Source organism: Caballeronia sp. (assembly GCF_028292365.1).
In the GTDB taxonomy this organism is placed as follows: Bacteria; Pseudomonadota; Gammaproteobacteria; order Burkholderiales; family Burkholderiaceae; genus Caballeronia.
In genome coordinates this window covers 1-25,494 of record NZ_JAQGMM010000174.1, presented here as the reverse complement: position 1 = coordinate 25,494, position 25,494 = coordinate 1, and the positions used below count along the sequence as shown (strand labels likewise).

21 protein-coding genes and 1 pseudogene are annotated in these 25,494 nt (G+C 60.1%); 13 read left to right on the top strand and 9 right to left on the bottom strand.

Annotated elements, in window-relative coordinates; genetic code table 11:
- The coding region (locus tag JWR14_RS10875) for a ProQ/FinO family protein (protein WP_299705747.1) at nt 1–671 on the bottom strand (671 nt) is incomplete at its 3' end.
- 283 nt (nt 672–954) lie between these two features.
- Nucleotides 955–1,536: a DJ-1/PfpI family protein gene (locus JWR14_RS10870; protein ID WP_299705744.1), complete on the bottom strand. Its 582-nt coding sequence runs from the start codon at nt 1,534–1,536 to the stop codon at nt 955–957.
- A gap of 281 nt (nt 1,537–1,817) precedes the next feature.
- On the opposite strand from JWR14_RS10870, the pseudogene mnmD reads away from it, so the two are divergent.
- A pseudogene (gene mnmD / locus JWR14_RS10865) lies at nt 1,818–2,528 on the top strand (tRNA (5-methylaminomethyl-2-thiouridine)(34)-methyltransferase MnmD); the annotation flags it as partial.
- 140 nt (nt 2,529–2,668) lie between these two features.
- On the opposite strand, the gene JWR14_RS10860 reads toward mnmD, so the two are convergent.
- Complete coding sequence (locus JWR14_RS10860) at nt 2,669–4,051, bottom strand: sigma-54 dependent transcriptional regulator (RefSeq protein ID WP_299705741.1); 1,383 nt, start codon at nt 4,049–4,051, stop codon at nt 2,669–2,671.
- 628 nt (nt 4,052–4,679) lie between these two features.
- A complete protein-coding gene (locus tag JWR14_RS10855) occupies nt 4,680–5,651 on the bottom strand; it encodes a LysR family transcriptional regulator (RefSeq protein WP_299705738.1) in 972 nt (323 codons plus the stop codon).
- A gap of 102 nt (nt 5,652–5,753) precedes the next feature.
- Here JWR14_RS10855 and JWR14_RS10850 point away from each other — a divergent pair, with 102 nt between their 5' ends.
- The 6 genes from JWR14_RS10850 to JWR14_RS10825 all read left to right on the top strand — a co-directional run bounded on the left by JWR14_RS10850 (nt 5,754) and on the right by JWR14_RS10825 (nt 12,150).
- Nucleotides 5,754–6,830, top strand: coding sequence for an ABC transporter ATP-binding protein (locus tag JWR14_RS10850; RefSeq protein WP_299705753.1), 1,077 nt, complete (start codon nt 5,754–5,756; stop codon nt 6,828–6,830).
- A gap of 79 nt (nt 6,831–6,909) precedes the next feature.
- Nucleotides 6,910–7,620: an HAD-IA family hydrolase gene (locus tag JWR14_RS10845; protein WP_299705736.1), complete on the top strand. Its 711-nt coding sequence runs from the start codon at nt 6,910–6,912 to the stop codon at nt 7,618–7,620.
- A 44-nt stretch (nt 7,621–7,664) separates the two neighbouring features.
- Nucleotides 7,665–8,948: an FAD-binding oxidoreductase gene (locus JWR14_RS10840; RefSeq protein ID WP_299705750.1), complete on the top strand. Its 1,284-nt coding sequence runs from the start codon at nt 7,665–7,667 to the stop codon at nt 8,946–8,948.
- 8 nt (nt 8,949–8,956) lie between these two features.
- Nucleotides 8,957–9,865 (top strand): ABC transporter permease, encoded by a 909-nt coding sequence (locus JWR14_RS10835; protein ID WP_299705734.1) that lies wholly within the window; start codon nt 8,957–8,959, stop codon nt 9,863–9,865.
- Between the two features lie 32 nt (nt 9,866–9,897).
- Nucleotides 9,898–10,689 carry an ABC transporter permease gene (locus JWR14_RS10830; RefSeq protein ID WP_299705732.1) on the top strand — a complete coding sequence of 264 codons (792 nt, stop codon included), beginning with the start codon at nt 9,898–9,900 and terminating at the stop codon, nt 10,687–10,689.
- Nucleotides 10,690–10,722: 33 nt separating this feature from the next.
- Entirely contained in the window at nt 10,723–12,150 is a 1,428-nt protein-coding gene (locus JWR14_RS10825; protein ID WP_299705729.1) for an aldehyde dehydrogenase family protein, read from the top strand.
- Here the strand turns inward: JWR14_RS10825 and JWR14_RS10820 are convergent.
- On the bottom strand, nt 12,138–13,817 hold the full coding sequence (locus tag JWR14_RS10820) for a GMC family oxidoreductase N-terminal domain-containing protein (RefSeq protein WP_299705726.1): 1,680 nt from the start codon (nt 13,815–13,817) through the stop codon (nt 12,138–12,140). The two genes, JWR14_RS10825 and JWR14_RS10820, sit on opposite strands and share 13 nt — an antisense overlap.
- Before the next feature lie 107 nt (nt 13,818–13,924).
- Nucleotides 13,925–14,965, bottom strand: a complete 1,041-nt coding sequence (locus tag JWR14_RS10815) for an ABC transporter substrate-binding protein (RefSeq protein WP_299705723.1) — start codon at nt 14,963–14,965, stop codon at nt 13,925–13,927.
- A 431-nt stretch (nt 14,966–15,396) separates the two neighbouring features.
- On the opposite strand from JWR14_RS10815, the gene JWR14_RS10810 reads away from it, so the two are divergent.
- Nucleotides 15,397–15,759 carry a hypothetical protein gene (locus JWR14_RS10810; protein ID WP_299705720.1) on the top strand — a complete coding sequence of 121 codons (363 nt, stop codon included), beginning with the start codon at nt 15,397–15,399 and terminating at the stop codon, nt 15,757–15,759.
- Here the strand turns inward: JWR14_RS10810 and JWR14_RS10805 are convergent.
- The gene (locus tag JWR14_RS10805; RefSeq protein ID WP_299705717.1) at nt 15,730–16,602 is read right to left on the bottom strand and encodes a transporter substrate-binding domain-containing protein; all 873 of its coding nucleotides are present in this window, start codon (nt 16,600–16,602) and stop codon (nt 15,730–15,732) included. The two genes, JWR14_RS10810 and JWR14_RS10805, sit on opposite strands and share 30 nt — an antisense overlap.
- A 141-nt stretch (nt 16,603–16,743) precedes the next feature.
- Between JWR14_RS10805 and JWR14_RS10800 the strand changes: the two genes are divergently transcribed.
- The 4 genes from JWR14_RS10800 (at nt 16,744) to JWR14_RS10785 (ending at nt 22,259) form a co-directional block, all read left to right on the top strand.
- Complete coding sequence (locus tag JWR14_RS10800) at nt 16,744–18,897, top strand: ATP-binding protein (RefSeq protein WP_299705714.1); 2,154 nt, start codon at nt 16,744–16,746, stop codon at nt 18,895–18,897.
- The gene (locus JWR14_RS10795; RefSeq protein ID WP_299705711.1) at nt 18,894–20,921 is read left to right on the top strand and encodes a response regulator; all 2,028 of its coding nucleotides are present in this window, start codon (nt 18,894–18,896) and stop codon (nt 20,919–20,921) included. The genes JWR14_RS10800 and JWR14_RS10795 overlap by 4 nt, the downstream gene beginning before the upstream one ends.
- Nucleotides 20,918–21,550, top strand: coding sequence for a response regulator transcription factor (locus JWR14_RS10790; RefSeq protein WP_299705708.1), 633 nt, complete (start codon nt 20,918–20,920; stop codon nt 21,548–21,550). The genes JWR14_RS10795 and JWR14_RS10790 overlap by 4 nt, the downstream gene beginning before the upstream one ends.
- Nucleotides 21,551–22,049: 499 nt before the next feature.
- A complete protein-coding gene (locus tag JWR14_RS10785) occupies nt 22,050–22,259 on the top strand; it encodes a hypothetical protein (RefSeq protein WP_299705705.1) in 210 nt (69 codons plus the stop codon).
- Nucleotides 22,260–22,444: 185 nt separating this feature from the next.
- On the opposite strand, the gene JWR14_RS10780 is transcribed toward JWR14_RS10785, so the two are convergent.
- Nucleotides 22,445–23,368, bottom strand: coding sequence for a LysR family transcriptional regulator (locus JWR14_RS10780; RefSeq protein WP_299705702.1), 924 nt, complete (start codon nt 23,366–23,368; stop codon nt 22,445–22,447).
- Between the two features lie 138 nt (nt 23,369–23,506).
- On the opposite strand from JWR14_RS10780, the gene JWR14_RS10775 reads away from it, so the two are divergent.
- Nucleotides 23,507–24,262 (top strand): SDR family oxidoreductase, encoded by a 756-nt coding sequence (locus JWR14_RS10775; RefSeq protein ID WP_299705699.1) that lies wholly within the window; start codon nt 23,507–23,509, stop codon nt 24,260–24,262.
- Between the two features lie 35 nt (nt 24,263–24,297).
- Here the strand turns inward: JWR14_RS10775 and JWR14_RS10770 are convergent.
- The coding region (locus JWR14_RS10770; protein WP_299705696.1) for an FAD-binding oxidoreductase at nt 24,298–25,494 on the bottom strand (1,197 nt) is incomplete at its 5' end.

The window sequence follows — 25,494 nt, the reverse complement described above, 5'->3', positions numbered from 1 at the left end:
GAAACCGCTGCTTTTTCAGGAGCTGTTTCGTTGTCAGCCGCTGCTGCGCTTTCAGAAACCGTCGCGTTTTCAGGCGCCGCCGCGTTTTCAGGACCGGCTGCCTTTTCAGGCGTCGCCGCCTTCGACGCGACTCTGGCCAGACGACCTTCTTCGAGCTTCGTCGCGCGAACGCCGTCTTCAGGCGATACCCGTCCCGCTTCCTCGCCCGAGAGGTCGACCCGAATTGCGCCTTCAACCATTGCTGTCCAGTAACGGCTGCCGCGGCACCAGATCTTGATTGCTGCGCGCAACTCGGTTTCGGTCAGCGCCATCTCCGTAGCGTGCGCGAGAAGATCTTCGAAAATTCCGATCTTCAGCGGCACCTTGGGTGACGGGTTTTTCGGGAACGCTTTAGGAAACCGTTTTTGCAGCTTTCCGATGGTCAGGACCACGGGGTCCACGGGTTTCGACCTGACCGCGACGGGAGCAGCAGGGCGCGCCGCTGGTCGTGGCGGGCGCGACGGACGCGACGGCTTGGCGTCGGGATTAGAAGCGGGCTTGGAGGCGGGCTTAGACGCATCCTTCAAGACAGGCTTATGCGCAGGCTTTGACGCGGACTTGGACTGCGCGCGTTTCGCCTGTTTTTCCTTCTCGAATTGTTGTTTCAATACAGCGAGCTGTTCAAAGCCCATAGCACATGACCAGGCAAGTAAAACGTCAATTCTAGCAGCCCGTCGCGCCCGGCGTTCTACAAGCCCGGGCAGACGGGGAAAACTTCAGTCAATTGCGACATCCGCCGGCGCCGGCAACTTCGCTAAAGCAGTTGCCGGACACCGGCAAATAGAGGATAGATGCAAGTGGCATCCACCTTGCAAAAACGCTTTCAATGCTCTCTCAAAGCCCTCTAATCGACTCCGGAAAGGACCAGTGAAGTGAGCGCCGCAATCGCCACAACCGCTGCGACCGCCGCATCGCTCAGAGCGAGATCTCAGTTCCAAGCCGTGCAAGAAACTGACCCAGCCATTGCGGATGAGCGGGCCAAGCCGGGGCCGTGATGAAATTGCCGTCGGTGACCGCGCTGTCCACTTCAATGTCGGCATAGTCGCCGCCGGCCAACCGGACTTCAGGCGCGCAAGCGGGGTAGGCGGAAATCCGTTTGCCGCGAATCACGTCGGCAGCGGCCAGCAATTGCGCGCCGTGACAGACCGCCGCGATCGGTTTTTCAGCGGCAGCGAATTGCCGTACGATCTCGATCACCCGTTTATTCAACCGCAAGTATTCCGGTGCACGACCGCCGGCGATCATCAGCGCGTCGTACTGGGTGACATCGACGTCATCGAAATTCGCATTCAGCGCGAACAGATGACCCGGTTTTTCAGTGTAGGTCTGGTCGCCCTCGAAGTCGTGAATCGCAGTCTTGATCTTGTCTCCGCTTTTCTTTCCGGGGCACACGGCGTGCACCGTGTGACCGACCATTTGCAGCGCCTGGAAAGGCACCATCGTTTCATAATCTTCCGCAAAATCGCCGGTCAAAAATAAGATCTTCTTGGCTGCCATCTTGTTCTCCTGTCAAAGACAATCACGCGCGAACGCGGCCTGGTCAAACCGGAACCACTCGATTTATCTTAGCTTGTCTTCGTGGCAGAACGGGGATACTTTGCTGCTTGCCGGATAAATCGCGTTGCGCATCGAGCCGTGGCGAGGCCTTCCTGAGCGCATTTTTCGCCTGAGGCCAGCCGTTTTTGCTAACGTGCTGAACCTACACCGGACCGCGCGGCAATGACGCGGCCGTGTCCCGTCAATATGATTCCCGCCGTTCTCCCTGACATCCAACCTGCATGACCGATCCACTGATTCCCGCCACGCTTGCCTTCCGCCCTAACGGTTCGCCGTATTCGCCTGAATACGGCGATATTTACCACAGCATAGTGGGCAGTCTTGCCCAGTCGCACCATGTATTTTTGCAGGGTAATGGCTTGCCTGGACGATGGCAGGGGCGTCAAACGTTCACCGTGCTCGAAACCGGTTTTGGCATGGGCATCAATTTCCTGACGACATGGGCCGCGTGGCGCGCGGATCCCGTGCGCAGCGAACGGCTGAATTTTGTGTCGATCGAAAAGCATCCGTTTTCGACGGACGATCTGCGTCGCGCCTTCGCGGTGACCGTTGACGATCCGTCGGTCCTCGCGCTGGCCGACATGCTCGCCGCCACGTGGCCGGCGCTGCAACCCGGCACGCATCAACTCGATTTCGACAATGGCAGCGTCACGCTGACACTTATATTTGGCGACGCAGTGGATATCCTGCCCACACTGCAGTTGCGCGCAGATGCGTTTTATCTCGATGGTTTTGCGCCCGCGAAAAATCCTGAACTCTGGACGCCCACGATCTTCGATTCACTCGCCGCCCTGGCAGTTGACGACGCAACGTTTTCCACCTACACCAGCGCCGGCGATGTGAAACGCGCGCTGTTGCAAGCGGGTTTTGAATATCGGAAAGTGGCCGGCTTTGGCTGGAAACGCGCGATGCTTTTAGGCCGCGTTGCGCCACGTTAAGACGCTGGTAGAAGGCGGATAGAGCGCTTTGCAACGCGTGCGCATTGCGCACCTGCGAGAATCGCGTTGCGTACGTTTTTCGTCCGACGCCCCGGATCGCCGCAGCCTTACCATCTCGTTGCAGCAGGAAGAAACTACTCCAGGCCAAGACTCGACGGAGTCTCTACCTCTCGCATGTTGTAGGCGGACAAGATCCGGTACAGGGTCACACGGGACACGCCGAGTTCGCGCGCCGCGTCGCCTACGCGCCCGCGATTTCTTAGCAGCGCCATTTCGATTGCCTGCCGTTCTCCCACTTCGCGCGCTTGCGCGAGCGACATGGGCACGCATTCCGCAAACTCGCCGAGTTCGAGATCTTGCGCGCCGATCAACCGGCCTTCGGCCATCACGATCGCGCGCCGCACGCGGTTGATCAGCTCTCGCACATTGCCGGGCCACCCATAATTATGGATCGCGGCGATAGCGTCAGGGGCGAAACCGCGAATCCGCCGGCTAGCGTCTTTCTCGAATCGATCCAGCATGTGCCGGGCAAGCAATTCAATGTCCTTGCCACGCGCCCGTAACGGCGGCTCCTCGATCTGCAGCACGCACAAGCGGTGGTAAAGGTCAGAGCGAAAACGGCCTTCAATCATGGCCGTTTGCATATCGACGTGCGTAGCCGAGACAATGCGGACATCAACGGGTGTGGACTCATGGCCGCCCAGGCGCTCGATCTTGCGCTCCTGAAGGAAACGCAACAGGCTCGCCTGGCTCTCGAGCGGCAAGTCGCCAATCTCATCGAGGAACAACGTGCCACCGTTCGCCGCTTCAACGCGCCCGATCTTGCGTTGATTCGCACCGGTGAACGCGCCGCGTTCATAACCGAACAACTCGGACTGCAAGAGATGCGCGGGAATGGCCCCGCAGTTGATCGGGACAAACGGCTCGTTGCGCCGCACTGAGCGCGCATGAATGGCCACCGCCGTCAGTTCCTTACCCGTTCCCGATTCGCCGGAGATAAACACGGGCGCGTCCGTCATGGCCACTTTGCGGATGGCGCGGAAGAGCGCAAGCATGGCGTCGCATGAGCCGATCATGTCGCCTTCGGCGTTGGCATCGCTCTTCGCGCTGGCGGGGTCGCGTGCGCCTCCGTCATGCAACGCAGCAATTCCGTAAGCATGCCCCAGCGCGTTCAAAATGCGTTCTCCCGACGCGGGGAGCGTTACATAATCAAAGCAAAAATCGCGAACGAGACGACGAATAGTTGAATCTTCAAGTTGCGCCGGCGACAAGAGTGCTAACCAGCCCACTGTTTTTACCGATAGCCAGGTTTCGGCCAGCCGCAGATTAGCCAGGACGTTTCGCGCCGAGAAATCGAGTAAACCGCCGCTTGGCTTCGATGAGAAATTCCCCGGCTCACGGTCCAGTTCCAGGGATTTGACTGTCCAGCCGCGCGCATCCAGGAGCGAACGAAGTTCGAGCGTCAAAGGATCGCCAACGTAAAACAAATGCCTGGGAAGCGATGGAGAAGCAGCCATGAACGTCATACCGGTTAGTTATTGCGACCGCCGCTATCAAGACGCTGCGGGGTCAGCACATTTTGGGCACGTGGCGATAAGTTGCAGTTGCCGGCCTCACGAAAACTGCACGCGCTTTAGTTATATCGACTCAATACGCGGAAACTTGAAGGAACCGAAGTTTGATTGGTTGTCCCTGGCCACGCCATCAAGCCCCGTTCGCAGTTCGCGTTCCGTCTTCGGTGAGCATCAAGTAAAAAGCATGTAACAAGGTTCTTGTCCCCACCGGCCAGTATTTTTTTTTAAGGCAATACGCTTTTATAGCCTTTGATAGCACATGTTATCTGCGCAGGTGGCCGGTCCGATTACTTTTTGGCACCGTGCGTAATTATTTCACGTTATTTCACCTTCGCCCATTACTGGTATTGACCTGGTGCGATTGTTATGAGAACGCAACACGTCCGGCGGGTTCGAATCAGGGTCGTCGAATCAAGCGTCAATCAAAGGGCCGCGTGATCGCAATGGAAAGCAAGTACTAATTTAGGCTGAAAACAACGCGTTGGCGCGATTATTTGTATGAATATAACAAAGCGCTTGCGCAAACGGGGCCTGAGCTCATGTCAGGGCTTACGGGGTAATCCCTAGCCTATCATCCCAGCATCAGCCCCGCGCCTTTGAGCGCATCGCGAATTCCAAGCGCGGGATAGGCCTGGTCAACGGTGCGCATGTCCGCCCGCGTCTCCTCAACAATCCAGTCACGGATTGCCTCGACTACCGGACGCATCGGCCGGCTTTCTGGCGATACCAGACAACATCGCCTGCTGGTCACCAGCAACTCCTGCTCGGCCGGCAGCAACGCGCCTTCCGCCAGCCAATGCGAGACCACATTAAGCCAGCCCAGCGCGATCCCTTGCCCGAGCAGCGCGGCTTGCACAACGATGGCGTAGTCGTTGAAGCTCAGCATGCTGGCCGCTCGCCGCTTGTGTTCGCCAAACGCGCTGAAGCGGTCATGCCAGCCACGCTCGCCATCGTCCATGACGATCACGGTGTCTCCATGCGTGCCGGCCTCGTCCAGCAGCGCCTGTTCGTGATACCGGCGGTTGCACACCGGCAGCAGTACCTCAGGCATCACCAGCACGCTGTTCGCGCCTATCTCGTCCTGCGTCATGAAGCGCATGCCAAGATCGACGTCGACAAGCGGTCCGCCGATGCGCCCGGAAATCAGTTGAAAGCGCAGGTCGACCGAAGGAAATGCCTGGTTGAGCCGGTTCATGCGTGGCATCAGCCAGTGCGTGGTGAATGCGGTCGATACCGATAACGTCACCGACTCCACCCCGGTTGCGCGCGCCTCGATCTCGCGGATCGCGCCTTCAATTCCGCTAAAGCCTTCGGAGATCTTCCGGTAGAGGATCCGGCCATTCTCCGTCAGTTCGATACCGCCGCGCACGCGCTCGAACAAACGCACGCCCAGATGGTCTTCCATGCGCGCCAGCATCCGGCTGACGGCGGGCTGGCTGACGTATAGCTCCTGCGCCGCGCGGGTAAAGTTACCGCAGCGCGCGGCGGCTTCGAAGACGAACAGCGCATTCGCGCTCGGCAACTTCTTGCGTAGATTAGGCATGACCTCATGTTATGCCTGATCCAACAATTCGGGAATTGCCGCCAATAAAAGCGCGCCGTATATTTTGACCAACCGAAGACCACCATGGTGAGAAAACAGGGTATGGATGCAAGGGCGAAAGCAGGTGTATCGATCCGGTCGGCCACGAAGCGCTACGGCTCCGTGGTGGCGCTGGACGACGTGTCGCTTGATATTGCGCCCGGTGAATTCGTTTCCCTGCTCGGGCCTTCCGGCTCTGGCAAGACTACCTTGCTCGGCATTCTGGGCGGCTTCGTGCAGCCGACCTCCGGCGCGGTGTGGGTAGGCGAGCGGGATATTACATACGCGCCGCCGCACAAGCGCGACATCGGCATCGTGTTCCAGAACTACGCGCTATTCCCGCATATGACGGTCGGCGAGAATGTCGCGTTCCCTCTGCGCGCCAGGCGCCAGCCGAAGGCGGGCTGGGCTCGCAAGGTGTCGGATGCCCTTGCCATGGTCGAGTTGAGCGGTTATGAAAGCCGCGGTGTTGCCCAGTTGTCAGGCGGCCAGCGACAGCGCGTGGCGCTGGCTCGGGCGATGGTCTTCGAGCCGCAACTGATCCTGATGGACGAACCGCTGTCCGCGCTGGACAAGCAGTTGCGCGAGACCATGCAGATCGAATTGCGACGCTTGCACAGGAAGCTGGAAGCGACGATTGTCTATGTCACTCACGACCAGCGCGAGGCGCTCACCATGAGCGACCGCGTGGCCGTGCTGCGCAATGGCCGGCTGGTCCAGATCGATACGCCGGAGCGCCTTTATGACCGCCCGTGCGATGCGTTCGTGGCGAGTTTTATCGGCGAGGCGACGCTGCTCAACGTGACCCGTGCCGGCGATGACGCCGTGATGCTCGGCGGCATTGTCCTGCGAACGGCGCATCCTTTACCGCCTGGCGAAAAGCTTTTGCTGGCGGTCCAAACCGAAAAGCTGGTGATTGACGGCGGGTATGAAAGGCCCGGCGTGAACAAGCTGGTGTGCCGCGTCAGCGAGGTGCTGTACCAGGGCGAGAGCTTGCGGGTGTTCGCCACGCTCGCTGACGGCACGCCGATCAGCCTCAGGCAACCCGGCAGCCATGACGCCCGCCAACGCATTCCCGCACCCGGGGCAGAGATGACGGTCTTGCTCGATCCGCAGGACACCATCGTCGTACCGGCCTGAATGGTTATATGCCTGTTGTATGCCCATGAAGTGGGCGATCAAGTCACGATTCAACACAAACTATAGAGGATTACGAATCATGAAGCTGAAGGATTTCAAGGTACTGACGTTCGATGTGGTCGGCACGCTGATCAACTTCGAAAGCGGTGTGCTGGCGTCGGTACGGCGCCTCGGCGGCGCAAAGGCGAAAGATCTCACCGACGACCAGATCTTCGAACCCTACATGCGCGGCCGTGCAGCGTTTCCGGGCCGTTCCAGCCAGGCGATGGCGAGCGTCTATCTGTTGCTTGCCAAGGAACTCGGCTTGCCCGCGGATGACGAAACCGCCGCTGCGTTCCAGCGCGACGTGCTCGACTGGCCTGCGTTCGAAGACTCGGTGGCGGCGCTCAAGCGGCTGCGCAAGCACTATCGGCTGGTTGCCATGACCAACGCGGACCGCGTGGCATTGTCGGCTTATGCCCACACGCTCGGCGATCCGTTCGACGATACCGTCTGTGCCGATGAAACCGGCGTCGCCAAGCCGGACCCTCAATTCTTTGCATATAACCGCGGCCGTCAGGCAGCGTTCGGCTATAAGTTCAGCGAGATCCTGCACACGGCGCAAAGCCAGTATCACGACATTGGTGTTGCGACCGAGCTGGGTTATGCGACCTGCTGGATCGAGCGTCGTCAAGGCGTGAAGGGGTTCGGCGCAACCCCCACGCCGCGCGCTGTCATCACGCCGACGTTCAATTTCCCCACGCTCGCCGCGCTCGCCGATGCCGTGGAAGCCGAAGCGCGCGCCGCATGACGCGAGAGGGGAACCGGCCGGGTGCGCCCTCGCTATGGATAGACATGGCGGGGGCTGCGCTCTCAGCGGACGCACCTGTCAGTACGGGCGCGGGACTCGAGCGCGATCTCTCGGTAGAGGTGGCCGTGATCGGCGCGGGCTACTCGGGTTTGTCCGCGGCGCATGCGTTGCAAAAGCGCGGCGTGCAAACAGTCGTGCTCGATGCCAATCCGGTCGGCTGGGGCGCGAGTGGGCGCAATGGCGGCGTGGTGTCGTCGAAATTCCGCTTGTCGTTCCCCGCCATCGAGCGCCTGCATGGCATTGAAACTGCGAAGACCATGCATCGCCTTGCCCACGACGGCGTGCGCATGGTCGAACAGTTCATCGATGAATTCAAGCTTGACCGCGCTCGTTTCGAACTCACAGGTAACCTGCGTTGTGCCCATACTGAACGCGCGTTCGCCTCCATTCGCGCTGAGGCAGAGTGGTTGAAGCAAAAACTCGGCGACACCACGATGTCGATTCAATCGCGCGCCGAGGTCGAGCATGAGACGGGATCGAAGGCGTTTGTCGGTGGCGTGTTGAGTGCGGACGCTGGCACCATCTTGCCGCTCGAATACGTGCGTGGAATCGCCGCTGGACTCACGCGGCGCAAGGTGGATATCTACGAATCGACGCCGGTACTCGAGATGATTCGTTCCAGCGGTCGCGGCGGTGTGACCTTGCGCACGCCGAACGGCACGGTCCGTGCGAAGCAGGTGATCGTCGGCACGAATGCGTATTCGAACATGACGCCTGCAACCGCTGCTTACCAACGCGAACTGGTGCCGTTCCGCAGCGCGATGATCGCGACCGAACGCCTGCCTGCCGGACTCGATGACCGCCTGATGGTCGAGCGCCGCAGCTATACAGAGACGCGGCGCATGATGAAGTGGTTTCGCAAGGTCGACGGCCGCATGCTGTTCGGCGGGCGCGATGCTTTTGGCAAGGAAGGGCAGACGACCGGCTTCGATGCGCTGCAGCGCGCGATGGTCGAACTCTTTCCAGATCTGGCCGGCGTGCGGATTGAGTATCAGTGGTCGGGTTATGTGGGCATGACGTTCAACTCGCTGCCGCATGTGGGCCGCAGTGACGACACCACCACTTTTTGTCTCGGGTATAACGGGGCGGGAGTCGCAATGGCCAGTTTGCTCGGGCAGCACGCGGCGGCGCTCGCGCTTGGCGAGAAACCGGAGCTTTCGCTGCTTGCGGCGCCCGGGCTGAACCCGGTACCGTTCCATTCGTTGCGTGCGCCGGGCGTTCGCCTGGTGGCCGCGTGGTATCAATTCCTCGATGCCGTCGGTGCATGATGAGGTGCATGATGCGAAGCGCCACCCGGACCTTTCAAGGACAGACAGCAATGCATGCAACGCCTGCCGATCCTTCCGTTCTTTATCAACGCCGCGAAGATCGCGCAATGCTCTTGCTGATGACGCCTGCTTTGCTCGTGATCGTATTGCTGCTGGTCGTGCCGCTTGCATGGCTCTCGTGGCAGTCCGTCTGGAACCACGGCTTCACGTTTGAAAACTACCGGCGCATGTTTTCGGGCGTGTACCTCGACACGTTTTTGCTCACCTTCAAGCTCAGCGTGATTGTGACGATCATGACCTTGTTGCTGGGGTATCCGGTGGCGTACCTGGCGGCGTCCGTGCCGCCGAAATTCAGCGCGCTGATACTCGGCATGGTCATCCTGCCGTTCTGGACCAGCGTGCTGGTGCGTACGTACGCCTGGCTCGTGTTGCTGCAGCGCACCGGAGTAGTCAACAAGGCGCTGATGGCGAGCGGCCTGATTGATCATCCGTTGCAACTCGCTTATAACCAGTTCGGAACGGTTGTCGCCATGGTGCATATCCTGTTGCCGTTCATGGTGCTGCCGCTCTATTCCGCGATGCAAAAAATTCCGAAGAATCTCTCGCAGGCCGGCGCAAGCCTCGGCGGCACGCCGCTGCATGTGTTTGCTCGCGTGTTCCTGCCGTTATCGATGAGCGGAGTCGTGGCGGGCGTCACACTCGTCTTTATCTTGTGTCTCGGCTTCTACATTACGCCGGAGCTAATGGGCGGCGGCAAGTCAGTCATGGTTTCCATGGTCGTGAGCCGCAACGTTGAAATCTACAATAGCTGGGGCGCGGCGAGTGCGGTCAGCGTCGTGCTGCTGGTCTGCGTGTTCGCGATCTTCTATGCAGCGAGCCGCGTGGTTCCGCTCGAAAAAACCCTGGGTGCGAAATGAGTGGGATAAGCGCAATAACCCGCAGGAACGATATGAAACCACTCTCGTTCGGCCGCATCGCCCTCGGCCTAGGCGTGCTGCTGATCCTCGTGTTCCTGATGGTGCCGATCCTGATCGTCGTGCCACTGTCATTCTCCGACACGCGCTTCATGACGTTCCCGCCACCCGGCTACTCACTGCGCTGGTATCACGCGTTCTTCAACAATCCTGCGTGGATTGATGCCGCGAAGACCACGCTGATCGCGTCGACCAGTGCCGCGCTGATTGCCACGCCGCTCGGCGTGGCGGCCGCTTATGCGATCCAGAACGGCACGCACCGCAGCATGCGTTATCTGCGCACCGTGCTCATGTTGCCGCTCATGGTGCCAATTATCATTGTCGCGGTGGGCGTGTTTTTCGTGTACTCGCAGATGGGGTACGTGAATACGCTCGGTGGCTTGATTGTCGCGGACACCATGCTTGGTTTGCCTTATGTGCTTATTTCCGTAGGCGCCGACCTGCGTACCTTCGACCCTACCCAGGAGATGGTCGCGCGCAGTCTCGGCATGAACCGCCTGCGTAGTTTCATGACGGTCACGCTGCCGCAGATCAAGTCGAGCGTGATCTCCGGCGCGGTGTTTGTATTCATCCAGGCGCTGGATGAAACGGTGGTCGCGCTGTTTGTTTCGGGCGGCTCGAACCAGACCCTAACGCGCCGCATGTTCGTCACCTTGCGTGACGAGATCGATCCGACCATCGCCGCGATCAGCACCATGTTGACGGCCCTGACGCTGTGCCTCGTGATGATCGTGGTAGTGAGCCGCAAGTCATCCGCACGCGCCTGAACGATGCTGAACGACACTTAAGGGAAACCAGCAATGAGCCATGCACTGCAGTTTTATATTGGCGGCGAGTGGGTCGCGCCGGTGGGCCATGCACGCCTGCCGGTCATCGATCCCTCGACCGAGGAAACCTTCGCCGAGATTGCGATGGGCACGCCCGCCGATGTCGACCGCGCAGTCGCCGCGGCGCGCCACGCGTTCGCCTCGTTTTCATTGACGACGCCCACCGAGAGGCTTGTGCTGATCCGCAAGATACTGGAAGCCTACGGCGAGCGCTATGACGAGATGGCGCAGCTCATCTCGCGTGAAATTGGCGCGCCGCGCGCATTGGCGCACGGTTGGCAAGCCGGACTCGGCACGCGGCATTTGAAGGAACTGATTCGAACCTGCGAGGCATTCACCTGGCAAAGAAGCAAGGGTACGACGCTTATCACGCATGAGCCTGTTGGCGTTGTCGCGTTGATTACGCCGTGGAACTGGCCGATGAACCAGATCGTCTGCAAGGTCGCTCCGGCGATTGCTGCGGGCTGCACGATGGTGCTCAAGCCTAGCGAAGTGTCGCCGTTGAACGCGCTTCTGTTCGCCGAGATACTCGACGCGGCGGGCGTTCCACCGGGCGTATTCAATCTTGTGAACGGCGATGGTCCGACGGTTGGCGCGGCGTTGTGCAGTCATCCCGATGTGGACATGGTGTCGTTCACCGGATCAACGCGTGCGGGTATCCAGATCGCCGGGCTGGCCGCGCCGACCGTCAAGCGGGTGCATCAGGAACTGGGCGGAAAGTCGGCGAACCTGATTCTCGATGACGCCGATCTCGACGCCGCGGTGACCGCGGGCGTCAATGCTTGTTTCGGCAATAGCGGTCAGTCGTGCAATGCGCCTACGCGCATGTTCGTGCCGGCGGCGCGTCATGAGGAAGCGGTGGCCATTGCGCGCCGGGCGGCTGACGCCCATGTAGTCGGTCCCGCCGATGCGCCCGGCATCACGCTGGGACCCGTGGTCAGCGAGTTGCAGTTCGAGCGCATCCAGCGCCTGATTCAAACCGGGATGGACGAGGGCGCGCGCGTGGTGACTGGTGGAACAGGCCGTCCTGAAGGCCTGACCCGCGGCTACTTCGTCAGGCCGACGGTGTTCGCCGATGTGACTCCTGACATGACCATTGCACGCGATGAAATCTTCGGTCCGGTGCTCGCTATCCTTCCGTATCGCGATGAGGAAGATGCGATCGCCATGGCGAACGACAGCGTGTTCGGCCTCGCGGCCTACGTGCAATCCGGCGACATCGAACACGCCCGGCGCGTCGCGTTCCGCTTGCGCGCGGGTAGTGTCCATCTCAACTATCCCGCGTGGGATGCGGGCGCGCCGTTCGGCGGCTACAAACAATCGGGCAACGGCCGCGAGTACGGCGAATGGGGCCTCGAGGCATTTCTCGAGGTCAAGGGTATTGTGGGTTATGGCGCCTGATGCGCTTTCGAGCGGATCAGGTCTGCGATCCGCTCGGCGATCATGATGGTCGGTACGTTCGTGTTCGCGCACGGAATGGAGGGCATCAGCGAGGCATCACAGACGCGCAGGTTCTTCACGCCATAGACGGCGCCCGATGCGTCCGTGACGGCTGCCGGGTCATCGGCGGCGCCCATCCTGCATGTACCGGAAGGGTGCCATGTGCCACCGACCGAACGCGTGACAAACTGCGTGAGTGTGTTGTCATCGGCGAGCAGGCCGGCGACCGAGACGCCTTGCGTCACCAGCCGATGAATCAGGCCTTGTCGCCACGGTCCTGCCCAATCCAGCAACGCGCTCAAGATGCCGCGCTGAATCGCGTTGGCGGTTCCCGGCACGGCTACTTTTGCGACTCGCGGCGAATAACTCGATGGGAAAATCGCGCTCCGGCGACCTGCCATCGAAGGGTCCACCAACGTTTCTGCGCCGAAGCGAACGGCAAGCTTCAGGCGGTCGAGGTCGCGTGAGTCGGAGAGCATGTTGAACTCGACGGCCGGTTCATCATGGGGGTTCGGGGAGCTCAGCGTGACCCGGCCGCGTGAGTATGATTTGTTGACCCAGAAGAAGATCGTTCCCAGCCGATACCCAATCGAATGCCAGCCCGAACGCGACAGAATCGCGCCGTGCATGTCGCCTTGCACGGTGTCCGGCAGTCCCGATGAAAAACGCACGATGGCTTGCTCGTGGTGTTCATCCGGGAAGGGCGTACGGGCAGACCTGGGCAAGAAGGCTGACACGGCGATGGACGGATGTTCCATCAGATTGCCGCCAACCCCGGGCCGGTCTGCAAGCAGTGGAATATGCAGTGCCGCGAGGTGATCTGCGGGACCGATGCCGCTGCGCAGCAGGATTGCGGGGCTATGGATCGCGCCTGCGCACACGATCACCTGGGCGGCGTGCACGGCCTCGCCTGAACCGAGTAATGCGCCGACTGCCTTCTTACCGTTGAACAGCACGCGGTCCACGCTCTCACCGGTCCTGATCGTCAGGTTGGGGCGCTGGCGCACGGCATCTGAGAGATAACAGACGGAGGTTGGAATCCGTTCGCCCGCGGCACTGACTGCAATCGCGCCAATGAAGGTTCCGTCTTGCCACGGGCCGTTTTGATCATCGCGGCGGGGATGGCCGCGCTGTTCCAGGGTCGCAAGCACGGCGCGCACGAACGGCGAAATGCGCGGCCACTCTGTGCGTTTGATGCGTAGCGGACCGTTCTCACCATGCAGTTCGCCGTCAAAGTCCGCATCTGTTTCGAGCTTGCGAAAGTAGGGCAGGCATGTGGTCCAGTTCCAGCCGTGAGCGCCGAGCGTTTCCCACTCGTCGTAGTCGGCGGGGGCGCCGCGATTGGCCATCAGTGCGTTGATGGCCGAGCCGCCGCCGAGGATGCGCGCTTGCTCATAGCGGCGTGGCTGAGTTGGGCCACTCATCCTGGCGGTAAGGCGCTGCCAGATGTTGGCGGTGTCGAGATACGCGCGGCCTGGATAGCGGCTGCGAATGGCAGCGGGCATGCTGGTGGATGAAATAGAGCGGCCGGCTTCAATCAGGCAAACGGTCTTGCCGGAGTCTTCGGACAGGCGGGCGGCCAGGACGCATCCCGCAGAGCCGCCGCCAAGGATGAGGTAATCGATCACGTTGTGCTTATCAAGGGAGTGACACGCTGGCGAACACGCAGGAACGCCCGGGATGCTAGTGCTTTCCCGGGATCAGCCGCTAGCCATGGGCTACATAAATCACTCACCTACTGCATGAACTTGAGCCACCGCGCTTTGGCCTGAACGCCAGGCTCCGACGCCCACCACTCCTCCGACATCAACGCCTGCTTAGCCGCATTCTCCGGCGAACTCGGCAGTTCGCTCGCCCGCTTGGCAGTAATCTTGCCAGTCTTGAATGCAGCCGGATTACCCGGACCATAGTCGATATAAAGCGGCAGGTTAGCCTGCAGTTCCGGAGACACTGCCGCGTTCACAAACTGGATAGCCGTCGGCAGATTCGGAGCGTTCTTCAAGACGCACAACTGCGTGTTCTGCAGGATGCCGTCGTTGTAGGTAAAAGCCACGTCCGGATTGTCCTTTTGCACGGCGCTTGCCCGGCCGTTCCAGATCATCTCCATGTCTACCTCGCCGTCATGCAGCAATTGCGCCGACTGGCCGCCCGACGTCCACCACACGGTAATGTCCGGTTTGATCTGCTGAAGCTTCTTGAAGGCCCGGTCTACATCCAGCGGATAAAGCTTGTCACGCGGCACGCCGTCGGCGAGCAACGCGGCTTCGAGCACCGTCTGCGGATCGTTGCGAAGCGCTCGCGTACCGGGAAACGCCTTCACGTTCCAAAAATCCGCCCAGCTTTGCGGCACCTTCTTGAGCGTCTTCTTGTTGTAGCCGATCACCGTTGAATAAAATTCGTAGGCAACCGAATAAGGCGTTCGGTACTGCTCCGGCATGGCAGCCGCATTCGGCAGTTTAGAAAAATCCAGCTTCTCCAGAAGGCCTTCACGGCCGCCGCGCAAACAGTTGGACGTTGGGGTATCCACTACGTCCCAGATCGGTTTGCCGGTCGCGCCTTGCGCCTTGATCGCCGGCCATGCGTCGGGGATGCTGTCCTGGTTGACCGTAATCCCAAGCAGCTTCGCGGCGGGATCGAGAATGGCCTTGGTCTGGGCTTCCTGATAACTGCCGCCTTGTGACACAAAGGTGATCTGTCCCGCGGCGAAAGCGGGTCCGGTCGAAGCAAGACCGATTAGCAGCGACAGTGCGACGGGGCGGAGCGACAGGTTTCTCATCGACGGCGGTCCTGATGGTTGAGCGGTTCGGCTGCGGGTAATGAAACCACATGCAAAGTCGCATGCAGAATCACATGCGGCTTGCCAGTTGATACAAGGTTTGCCGCGCGATCAATGTAATGTCTTCATCTTGCCATGCGGTTCATCCAGACTCGCACGCTCAACCGGCCTCTGTTGCAATGCAAGGCAAGGCGCGCACGGCTGGCATGGGGAAAATATAGGGGGCCATTTTTGAGGAGGCAATGCCGCAATTGTTTGAGTACCCATAACATGGGGTAATGACCGACCCGGGTGTGGCGCTCAAGTCAGGATTCCCCTAGATCGCGAGCAGCGCTTTCTTAGCGATTTTCGAGGGTTTCCCGATTGTCTTAATCCCGCGTCTTGTTTTACGATTGACCCATTCAGGACTTCTTACCCTCCGCTACGCTGCGATGAGCGCCGATTCCTTCGACCCCAAGCTTGCCGCCGAACAAATAGACGAAATCTGCCTGCGCCTGTTCGATTCGTGGTGTGATACCAGAAACGTCATCTCGCTGACCTTCCTGCTGCGTTGCTGGCCGTTGATCAGCATGGACGCGGCATCGCTCAGGCAACTCCGTCATACCCTGGGCGAGCTTCAGGAATCGCATGGCAAGATATTGGCTGAGGAGCAGGCGCAACTGCTGGTCGAACTAAAACAACGTATTGACGACCTGCAGGTGCATGGCCCGGAAGATGGCGCGATGGTTCGCCACAGCCGCGATCGCGCATGGGCTACGTCGAAGTTACTGCGGCTTTGCAGGGTCGAACCATAGCTCCTTGCGTCCGTAAGGTACCCAGGAGGGCAAGAACGGATTCTTGAGCTCGATGACGGTTCGCGTCTCCAGCTTGAGTTCGGCTAATTGCCTCGCGAAATGGCGGTTGAACAAGGCGTCAAAACTACCGTCGTGCTCCATTTGTTCCAGCCCGTCGTTGATGCGGGTCGCAAGGCGGGGATCGGATTTGCTGATGTAGAAGCACTGGGCAAACGCGTACCTGATCAACAGATGCTGCTCGATCGCGAGATCGGGATAACGCGCGCGGTAGGCGGCAAACTCTCCAGGCGCCTCGGTGACGCCGCGAGGAAACATGTCGAAGCGCCCATGCGTCAGCATGAGAAACAACGATTCATAAGTCTCAGCGGTTTTCACCGGCACGTTGTTGTACTCGTATACGCGTACATCGCCCCATAACGCACCCTGGCCGACCGAGAGCGTGCGGAATTGATCCAGCGTCTGGACCTGGTCAATTTTCGCCTGGCTACCCTTCGAAATCAGCGCGACACGGTAGCCAAGCAAACCCTTGTCGATAGGAAACGGGATTGGAATCATTCCCTCGTCCAGCTCCTTATGACCCACGTCGCTGATCATGACATTGATCCGCCGGCCCTTGACCGCTTCCAGATGCGAGCGCGCAACGGAGATGTCGTCCGTATAAGCCTGCTCGACGTAAGGTCCGTATTGCGGCGTGGTTCGCCGCAGCACTTCAGTGAGCAACTCGAACGCATACGCATAGCGGACCAGGAATTCCTCCGACTTTAGGGGTTTCACCACATCCTGCGCGCACACAGCGGAGGTCATCGTGAGCGCGGTTAGCCATGCCATGACGACAATACGCACGGTTGTCTCCCATACACTGAACGCAGGCAAATTTGCCTGCGTTTCTCTTTGAATTTGTTGTGTTATGCCACCGTTAGACCACCGCCGCCAGAGCGCGCAGAATAGGCGGATCAAGAACCAAGGCAGGCCCCAAGGAAATCTATGGCGCTCAACACATTCGGCGGACTATGCGACCTGGTCGGCCGTCACCGCAGCAGTGTCGTGATGCGGCTACTCGCTACCGTGTTCCTGTTCAGTTGCACAGTCACGCTCACGCTCACGGCGCTTCAACTGTATCGCGATTATCACCGCGGAGTGATGCTCATCGAAAGCCGGCTTGCGGAGATCGATGGCAGTTATCGCGGCAGCCTGGGCGAAGCGCTCTGGCGGCTCGACCGGCCGCAACTCGAACTCCAGCTCGACGGCATTCTCCATCTGCCGGACATCCGGCTGGCCGAGGTCACCGAGGTGATCGCCAGCGACAGCTCCATGGTGGTCGCCGCCGGAACCCATTCTCGCGGGCCGGTCATGGTGCGCAGTTTTCCGATTGTGTATCGCATCCAGGGTCACGAGGAATCAATCGGCACGCTGCGGGTCGAGGCAACCCTCGCCAACCTGTACAACGAACTGTTGAGGACAGCATTGGTGATCTTGCTGAGCCAAGGGGCGAATACGTTTCTCGTGTCGCTGTTCACCATCTACATTTTCTCGCGGCTCGTCACGCGCCATCTCGCCACGGTGGCGCGGCGCGTCGAAAGCTACGACTTCCGGCAGGCGCCGCAAGCCTTCACGCTGCAGCGCCGCCGGCCGCGCCGTCCAGATGAACTCGAACGAGTAGTGGCCGCGTTCGACTCCATGTGCGCACGCCTTCACCGCGCTTATAAAGACGAACGCGAAGCGGCTGAAGGCCGCGAAGCGAGACGCACCGCCGAGGCGGCAAACCGGGCGAAATCCGAATTCCTCGCCAACATGAGCCATGAATTACGCACGCCGCTGAACGGCATCCTGGGGTACGCGCAAGTCCTGGGCCGGGACCGGACGCTCAGTGAGCGCCAGCGCGACGGGCTCGGCGTGATTCAACGCAGCGGCGAACACCTGCTTGCCCTGATCAACGACATTCTTGATATTGCCAGGATCGAGGCCGGCAAAATGCCGTTCGATATTGTTGCAGTGCCACTCCCGGGGCTGCTGGGAGACGTCGCGGAAATCATTCGCGTGAAGGCTGAGCAAAAGCAGCTCTTCTTCGTGTGCGAGGCCGCGCGCGACGTGCCCAACGCCGTGCGTGCCGATGAACGCCGGTTGCGCCAGGTACTGCTCAACCTGCTGGCGAATGCGGTGAAATTCACTGACAGGGGCTACGTGAGCTTGCGAGTGGCGCTCTTGCAAAATGGCCGGGTCCGTTTCGCGGTGGAAGATACCGGAATCGGCATTGGCGACATGCAACGCGAGCTGATCTTCGAACCCTTCGAGCAAACCGGCGACGAACAACGGCATCGTGGAGGAGCCGGACTGGGCCTCGGCATCAGCAGGCAACTCGTGCGTTCGATGGGAAGCGAGATCCTGGTCGAGAGCCGCAAAGGCGAGGGCAGCACCTTCTGGTTCGACCTCGAAGCGGTTCCCGCCCCGTCCGCGTCGGCCGCCACCGATGCCGCGTGGGTGGTCACCGGCTACACGGGAGCGCGCAGGAGCGTGCTGGTTATCGACGACGTGGCCACCAACCGCGAGGTGGTGGTCGACATGCTGGGACAGATCGGTTTCGACATGATTGAAGCGGCCAGCGGTCAGGAAGCGCTGGAGAAAGCTCAGGTGACGCGCCCGTCAATAGTCCTGACCGATATCGTGATGAGCGAGATGGACGGACTCGAAACCATGCGCCGCTTGCGGCGGCTGCCGGACCTTGCCGGCGTGCCGATCATCGCGATCTCCGCCAGCCCGACGGGCGGCGATGAAAAGCGCAGCCTGAGCGCGGGCGCCGACGCGTTCGTCGCGAAACCCATTCATCTCGACACGCTGCTTGCGAGGGTTGCCGCGCTGCTCTCGCTCACGTGGACTTATGCGCCGCTTGGCGAGCCGCTGTCCCAGCCTGCGGCAATGATGCCGTGCCCGGCCGTGCCTCCGCATGAAATGCAGGACCTGCACCGGCTTGCACGCCAGGGCAACATGCGCGAGATCGTGTTGTGGGCCGAACGCATCGCATCCCTTGACGAGCGTTACAGCGCGTTCGCTGCTGAATTGCGCTCGCTTGCGAAGAACTATCGGACCAAGGCGATCGTGCAATTCGTCGAACGACATCTTGAAGGGGGGCAAGCGTCATGAATGACACGGCTATCGACCTTGCACCCCCGGCGCTGGAACCGCCTGCAGTCCTGATCGTGGACGACATGCCCGCCAACCTGAGCGTGGTGGTGGAGAGTCTCGAGGGGCAGGGCTTTCGCGTGCTAGTCGCACTGGATGGCCTGGAAGCGCTGGAACGCGCGGCATTCTCGCAACCGGATCTCATCCTGCTCGACGTCAAGATGCCCGGCATAGACGGTTACGAGACGTGCCGGCGGCTTAAGTCGAATAGCGAAACGAGCGACATCCCGGTGATCTTCATGACGTCGATGTCCGCGAGTGCGGACGTGATCGAAGGGCTGGCAGCGGGCGGCGTTGACTATGTGACCAAGCCAATTCGCGTTGACGAAGTAGTGGCGCGCATTGGTACGCATCTGGCATTGCGCACGCTGCAACAGCAACTCGTTACGCGGAACATGCAGTTGCAGCATGAAATTGCCGTACGCGAAAAGACGCAAAAAGCATTAAGCGATGCCCGCGACGAACTCGAAGCACGGGTGGCGCAACGCACCGAGGAACTGGCGCGGGCCAATCTCAGCCTCAACCTGGAGATTGTCGAACGCCGGGGCGTAGAGGCGCGGTTAAAGGAAAGCGAGGCGCGGTTTCGCGCGATTGTGGAGACGAGTCCAGTGCCGCTGTGCATCACGTCCATGCCGCAAGGCGACATCCTGTATATGAACCAGCCGATGCGCGAACTCTTTGGGCTCGATACGACGCAAGCGGCGCTTGGCAATATTATCGACTTATATGTTTCGCCCAAGGAGCGCGGCGAGCTGGTGTGCCATCTGCGCGACGAGGGAAGTCTGCGCAACGCCGAGCTAGGTTTCAGGCGACCCGACGGCACGTCGTTCTGGGCCGTGGCGAATGCCCGGGTCGCGACCTATGGCGACGTTCCGGCTATTTATGTAGGGCTTTACGACATCACGGCACGCAGGAAGGCCGACGAGAAACTGCGCGCGAGCGAAGCGAGCCTCGCCAACGCGCAGCGCCTGGCACGGCTCGGCGACTGGGCATGGGATCGTGATAGCGGACTCACGCACTGGTCGACCGGGCTCTACCGCATTCTCGGACTGGAGAGCCTGGTCGCGAAGCCGTGTTATAGCGCTTATCTCGCGCTGGTTCATCCCGACGACCAAGCTACGGTCAGGCGCGCCGTACGTGGTCTGCTCGCCAAGGGACAATCCTTCGGCATCGATCATCGCATCACGAGTCCGGACGGGACCACACGTATCGTCCGGCTTCAGGCAGAACTCGTGGATGCCCGAGAGGGACAGTCGTGGGGTATTGTCGGCACTGTGCAGGACATCACCGAGCGCAAGCGTACGGAGGAGGAACTGCTGGCGTCGCGCGAGCAATTGCGTGAGCTGTCGGCGTATCTGGAGGCAATCCGGGAAGAGGAGCGGCGTCGTATAGCATTGGAGATTCACGACGAACTGGGTCAGTTGCTCACCGCGCTGAAAATGGATGTGGCCCTGCTCAAGATGCGTGTAGTCGCGGACGCGGAAGCCACCCGGAAGATAGACGATATCCGTGAACTGGTAGAGAAAACCATCTGGATGGTGCGCAACGTCGCGAGCCATTTGAGACCGGCGGCGCTCAACTTCGGTATTGTGTCGGCCTTGGAGTGGCTTGCTGAAGACTTTAGCCGGCGCAACGGCATGCCTTGTCAACTGGTAGTGCGAGGCGGTGAACCGAGCCTTGCGGACGCCCATGCAACAGCCGTATTCCGTATCGTCCAGGAATCGCTCACGAATGTATCGCGGCATGCCGGCGCGTCGCGCGTGGCGGTGACGCTCGTCAGCACGGACCTGGCGCTCGATCTTCGGGTAAGCGACGACGGTCAGGGCTTTGACCTGGACTCGGCGCAGGGCGGCTATTCGTATGGCTTGCTGGGAATGAGCGAGCGGGCGCGCCTGATCGGCGGGACGCTTCAGGTCGACAGCGCGCCGGGTGCCGGAACCATGGTGTCAATCAATTTGCCGCTAGATAGCGGACAGGAACGATGATTAGTATTTTTATAGCGGATGACCACGCAATCGTAAGAAGCGGGCTGAAGCAGATCGTAGCCACGACGACCGATATTGCCGTGGTCGGGGAGGCCGCGCATGGGTCCGAAGTTGTCGACAAGCTGCGTGCTTGCCGTGTGGACCTGTTGTTGCTCGATATGACCATGCCCGGCATTAGCGGAGTGGACTTGATCCGGCGCGTGCGGGCTGAGCAGCCTGCGTTGCCGATCCTGGTGCTGAGCATTCACAATGAGGGGCAGGTGGTCTCGCGGGCATTACGCGCGGGCGCGACGGGCTACGTGACCAAGGATAGCGACCTTGAGGTCCTGCTCGCTGCGATCCGCAAGCTGGCGGCGGGTGGGCGCTTCATTGACCCTAAGCTGGTCGATGCAATTGTTTTCGACTCGCCTGCAAGCGACGGGCCGCCGCATGAGATTCTCTCGGACCGCGAGTTCCAGGTGCTGCAAATGCTGGCGGCCGGCAACAGCATCAATGATATTGCCGACGTGTTGTCGCTGAGTGCAAAGACGATCAGCACGCACAAGATGCGGCTTATGCAGAAGCTCGGGCTCAATAACAATTCTGAAGTGATTCGTTATGCGGTTCGGCACGGGCTGGTGACTGAGTGAGAGTATGAACGTAAGGGAATGAAAGTAAGGAAATGAAGGATTCGGAAAGCACGGTCTGGTTTCAACCCTGACTACCGGAATGGACCTGGTTGCCCTGTCAGGAAATCCTTATAGCCATTGCAGGATTTTCCTAGATCAAATTCCGCTTCCGCCGACTGGAAAATAGATTGGAACCAGATAGCATGATGTCATGCGAAACGGTACGAGGGGTGTTCGACGACTGCGCCAGTACCGGCAAAATCCTTAGGTCTTTAGCCAAGGATCATAGTGGTCACCAAAGACCGCCGCGGTTCAAGTGCTAGTCTGTTTGTTTGGTATTTTCATGGCGGGTTGGAGCGATTGCGATTGTGCTTGGGTACAAGCCATCCGTCTGCGGCCTGGCTCTCAGTGTTCTTTCATCAGAATGGCTCTTGGCAAATAAACCGTCATTTGGGACGGCTTTGATAAAGCGTGGCCGGGTGGCAGTGTGACGACCCTGGTGTGTTTTTGCGGAGATCCCATGGACAGCAAATCCGGGCTGCAAGTGCAGGAGGATGTGCGTGAACTTACCGGCTGGATCAGCGTCTGGTACGACCAGGCGGTCGCCGCGCGCTTCATCAGCCCACCGTTCGTTCTTGATGAAACGACCGCGGACCGCCTTCAGGGTTACTTCGATGTAGGCCTGACGCCTGGCGATGCCGTGCATGCTTTTTTCGGTTTGATGCACTGACCTTCACGCTGCCGAAAACGGTGGTTGCGGCAAGTTTGTAGAACCTTCAACGGCCCATGCGCCGGGGAGGTTGAGATGTAAGCTGGCTCTCAGTTCTAGCCCTCCCCTCGGAGCTAGAATTTCAGGCGTCGTGTTCGCACGACGCCTTTTTTTTGCTTTCGCAGATGATCGCGCAGAGCGTGAAATCAGCCCGACACATAAGGCCCATGTTGCAGCTCCGATTTCTCCAGCGCCGCCAGCACGGCGTCGAACACGAGCCGTATGCGTGCGGGCACCGGTCCTCGCTGCGGCCTATAGACGTAGACCGGCCACGGCTCCGGCGCAATGTCGTCCAGTACGCTGATCACCTTGCCTGCACGCAGCAGGGGCAGTGCGAGATAACTCACGACCTGCCCAAACCCGAGTCCCGCAACCACGGCGCGGCACTCACACTCTCCATCGTCGGTCTGGAACGCAAGGTTGGTCGGCGTCATTTGCTGGCCGTTGGAAAACTGCCAGGGCCACGCTCGCCCAGTGTTCCTGTCGATGAACCCTGTCGACGGTAGCAGCGCAAGCTCAGCCAGATCCGCTGGACGGCCCACGCGTGTTATCAACTTAGGACTCGCAATGACGGAGAAGCCCACGTGCGATGCGGGGCGCACCACGAAACGACTGTCTCGCATGAAGCCGATCCGTACGCCAATATCGATCTGCTCGGCGATGGGGTCGCTGATCGCATCGGACAAACGCAGGTCGAGCGTGATGCGAGGATGCTTCTCGGCGAGACGCACAAGCGCAGGCATCAGAAAACGTTCGCCGATGGACTTCGGCGTGGTCAACCGGACCAGACCCGCGATCTCGGCATCGATCTCGCTGTCCTTCGGTCTTAAGAGTTCATCCATCTGCTGCACGAGTTCACGCGCCCGCCGCGCAAACGCTTCTCCTGCCTGCGTGGCGCGCACGCGCCGGGTGTTGCGATGGAAAAGGATTTCCCCCACCAACGCCTCTGCTTCCTGAACGGCTCGCGTGATCGCCTGAGGCGAAGTGCCTAGCCGGGTAGCGGCTTCCTTGAAGCTCTGTGCTTCAACGGCCGCACAATAGATGCGCAACATTTCAAGGCGATTCTGCATGATGAGGTCTCAGGTTTGATTCCATAAACTGGAATTATGAAATCGTATCATTTCCATTGAATGGTTGACTTGCGATTCCCATACTGTCTTCTGTCAAGGGGGCCTTCGCCTTCTCAGGAACACAGGAGCCTGTCAACAATGAGCAGTCATGTCAGTAGTGGAATTGAAGGCAAGGTCGTTGTCATTACCGGCGCGAGCAGCGGCCTTGGTGAAGCCACGGCGCGTCATTTATCGGCCAAAGGGGCGTCGCTTGTATTGGGTGCGCGTCGTCTGGACCGGCTCGAGAGCATTGCCGCCGAGTTGCGCGAAGCGGGCGGCAAGGTCGAAGTATTGGCCGCCGATGTCACCCGCCGCGCAGATGTTCAGGCGCTGGTCGATCAGGCCGTGAGCGCTTACGGGCGCGTGGATGTAGTGGTCAATAACGCAGGGTTCATGGCGATTGCGCCCATGTCGGAACTGAAGGTCGACGAATGGGAACGCATGGTCGACATCAACATCAAGGGCGTGCTGTACGGAATCGCCGCCGCGCTACCGGTATTCCAGAAGCAGGACAGCGGCCACTTCATCAACATTTCATCGGTGGCGGGCATCAAGGTTTTTAGCCCCGGCGGCACCGTGTATAGCGGTACGAAGTTTGCCGTACGCGCTATCTCCGAAGGCTTGCGCCACGAAGTCGGCGCCTCGATCCGCACGACGATCATCCTGCCGGGCGCGGTCGACTCTGAACTGAAGCTCGGCAGCTCACATGAAGAGAGCGCGAAAGTGGTGGGGCAGTTTTATCAGCAGGCGATTCCTGCGGATTCGGTCGCTCGCGCGATTGCCTACGCGATCGAGCAACCGGGCGATGTCGATATCAACGAGATCGTGCTTCGTCCGACCATGCAGGAGTTCTGATCAAGGTACCGGCAGACTGCTTGTCCGCTGCTGTCTCAGGCATTAAACCTGTTCAACCGGAACGCCTTCGGGTCCACTCTCGGGGCGTCTCCCGTCACCAGGTCCGCCATCAACGCGCCGGCTGCCGGGCCAATGCCAAAACCATGCCCAGAAAATCCCGCTGCCAGAAAGAACCCCGGAATCTTGCTGACTTCGGAGATGACCGGCACTGCATCTGGCGTCACATCGATAAACCCGGCCCAGGCTTGTGCAACCGTTGCATTCTTGAACGCTGGGAAAGCATGCTTCAACTTGCCTAGCGCACCATCGACCATCTTCATGGTCGGCGGCGGAGCGAGCGTACGGCATGCTTCGAACGGCGTGGGCGCGTCCAGGCGAAAGTGGCGCGGGATTTTCATTTCCTCTACGAATCGTTTGCCTACGCGAAGCTTTAGATATTTGCGTTCCGCCATCCACGCCGGCAGGAATTGTCGGCACAAGCGGATGCTGTCCGGTGTGAGGTCAGCTATTGATGCGCCGAGTTGCGACACCGTATAGCCCCCGTCAGCGCGCTTGCGGCACGTAAAGTCAGACCCGTTGATCGCCATCTCCAGACCGGTCTCCAAGGGCCCCGTCCGCAGCACTGACGCATGTACCTTCAACTGCGGAAATTCAACGGCGTTATTACCGCAAAAAAGTCGCGACCATGCGCCGCCGGCGAGTACTACAGACGCACACTTCACAACGCCACGCTCCGTGACAACCGCCGACGTTCTTCCCGCGCTGGTCTCCAGCCCGCGAACCGCACAGTTTTCGAACACTAACGCACCGGCTTCAGTCGCCAGCCTGGCGATTGCGACAGTGGCGAGCGTAGGTTCGGCAACACCATCGCCAGCGCTGTACAAAGCGCCAATCCACGGACGATTCGAGGCGGGAATAAGACGTGCCAGTTCATCGCGTCCGAGCAGGCTTCCTTCTGTGCCCGTGTTCTTAGCCGAGTCGAGCCAAGCCTGATGACGTGCCATCTCCTTGTCCGTTTCCGCCAGATAGGCGAGGCCGGTGCGCCGATAACCCACGTTGATGCGCGCCTGGATGTCCGCCCACATATCGTTCGCGATGGCAGATAGCGGCAACTCCTTCGGATCGCGCCCGACCGTACGGATCCATCCCCAGTTGCGCGACGACTGCTCGCCTGCGAGCGCGCCTTTTTCGAATACAGCAACGCGTACTCCTTTGCGCGCCAGCGCGAGTGC